This is a genomic window from Haloferax sp. Atlit-12N (genome assembly GCF_003383095.1).
In the GTDB taxonomy this organism is placed as follows: Archaea; Halobacteriota; Halobacteria; order Halobacteriales; family Haloferacaceae; genus Haloferax.
In genome coordinates this window covers 1-2,165 of sequence record NZ_PSYW01000028.1, presented here as the reverse complement: position 1 = coordinate 2,165, position 2,165 = coordinate 1, and the positions used below count along the sequence as shown (strand labels likewise).

Here is a 2,165-nt window from a genome sequence, read left to right as displayed (position 1 = left end):
TACCATGGCGACGGACTACTAAGGTCGCAATTCGTCGAAGATTTTTACGGCCCTATAGTGTACCAGCAGCTCCAAACAGTCAAAGAAATCTTTGACCCAGTTGGTGTGTTTAACCCCGACAAGGTTGTGCCGGCAGGAAATAAAGAGCCAGCTAGAATGTCTGCCAGTCTTCGCTATGAGGAGTACCAGCCCCGCTCAATCCAGACAGCTATGGATTTTTCATCTGAAGAGGGCTTTGAATCACTCATTGAACAGTGTAATGGGTGCTCAAAATGTCGAACTACCGGTGATGGGGTTATGTGTCCATCTTATCGCGGGGCAAAAACAGAAATAACATCGACCAGAGGGCGTGCAAATCTCTTACGGGCCGCGATCAACGGTGAGCTAGACGACGACATGTTGACTTCAGACTGGTTCCAATCTGAGGTTTTAGATTTGTGTCTCTCATGTAAGGCTTGTGAGACCGAATGTCCGACCGGTGTTGATATGGCGAAATTGAAAACGGAAGCAAAACACCAACGGCATAAGGAAAAGGGCACGTCGCTGCAAGCACGAATCTTCGGAAACGTTCGAGTCATGAATAAGATTGGGAGCCTGACGGCTCCCCTCGCAAACCGGCTCGCTAACATTTCACCAGCGCGGATTTTGGGTGAAGCGATACTGGGAATTGACCGTCGACGGAGCTTACCAGAATTTCATCGTCATACGCTCTATGATTGGATGGATCGTCGATCCACGACGAATGAACAGGGGACACCAATCGTATTGTATCCCGATTGCTACACCACATATAATCAGCCAGAGGTTGGCAAAGCGGCAGTTAAGTTGCTTGAGCGGCTAGGATATCGCGTTGAAATAGGGGACTTCGAATGCTGTGGTCGCCCTGCACTTTCACAAGGTCTCGTTGAAACCGCGGCCGGCCATGCAGAAACCAATCGAGACCGATTCGCTCAGCTGCCAGATGAGACACCAGTAGTTAGCGTTGAGCCATCGTGTGTGAGTGCAGTAAATGAATACGATGATCTGATTGACGATGTGTCTACATCCGTGGCAGTACAGCCATTATCTTCTTTCTTACTTTCAGAGGCTAGCGCGGGCCAGATTGAATTACCGGAGATCGGCAACAAGAAATCTGTTGCCTACCATGGCCATTGCCATGCGAAAGCGAAAGGCTGGAGTACAGCAACTAAAGACCTTCTTGAGAGGGTCGGCTACGACGTACATCCTCTTGATAGTACCTGTTGTGGGATGGCTGGTGCGTTCGGTTACCAGACAGAACATTACGACCTATCGATTGAGATTGCGGCAAAGACTATTAATCAGCTCGAACAGTTGGACGTGGAATGTATTGCCACAAATGGGGCTTCTTGTACGCATCAGTTAGTTGACCATGGATACGATCCCGTTCACCCAATTGAATTACTTTAGAACGGTATCAAGAGACCTCTGTACACACCAAAAATCATAGGCGTACTACGTCACACCATACTACTTTGAGTTCTAAAATACCAATATTGTGATGGTAATGGGAGTCTATGATATTTATAATAAACCCGGTGTACTTCCCTAAACCAAGGAATTCGTCTGCCAGGTACCCGACTCGCACCGAAAAAGCGGGAACCCAAGTTTCCCGCGGTCGAGTTTCGGAAACGTGGAGAGGCACGCTGGTCGCCGCGACGAACCCACTCTGTGAATTGTCGAGAAGTTGTATTGTACAATATACATGGCTTCAACGATCAGGTCGTACCAATCCTTCGTCGTGCGCCGAACCGCTCCTGAATATCTTTGCTAACGACAAATCACTGCATACGTGTGTTACAACTATATTTTTGTAATTGTATGTGGTTGGGACCGCGACCTGAGGGAGATCACCGCCGGGATATTTGTTCCTCACAAATTCGCTTGTTGCGAAGTTTCGGAAGTCGGGCGTTCGGCCCTCCCGGGGAAAGACTTCCCACAACTAGAGCGGCCGGGCGACCAGATCACCCCATTTTTCGAACCCGTATCGGTTGTAGAATGCCTGTGCACGCCCGTTGTCATCGTCAACATCCAACAGCAACCGATCTAGTGGCAAGTCCTGTTCATCGGCTGTTTCAAGCACGCGCTGCAACAGGTCGTCAGCGATCCCCGTCCCGCGGTGTGACTCCGCTATGAAAATCTCATTG

The 2,165-nt window shown here is 49.3% G+C and carries 2 protein-coding genes; one reads left to right on the top strand and one right to left on the bottom strand.

Features of this window, described 5'->3' with window-relative positions; genetic code table 11:
- The coding region (locus tag C5B90_RS19755; protein WP_199517576.1) for a (Fe-S)-binding protein at nucleotides 1-1,428 on the top strand (1,428 nt) is incomplete at its 5' end.
- 532 nt (nucleotides 1,429-1,960) lie between these two features.
- On the opposite strand, the gene C5B90_RS19750 is transcribed toward C5B90_RS19755, so the two are convergent.
- Nucleotides 1,961-2,165 (bottom strand): GNAT family N-acetyltransferase (locus C5B90_RS19750; RefSeq protein ID WP_148708267.1); only part of this gene is annotated, 205 nt, incomplete at its 5' end.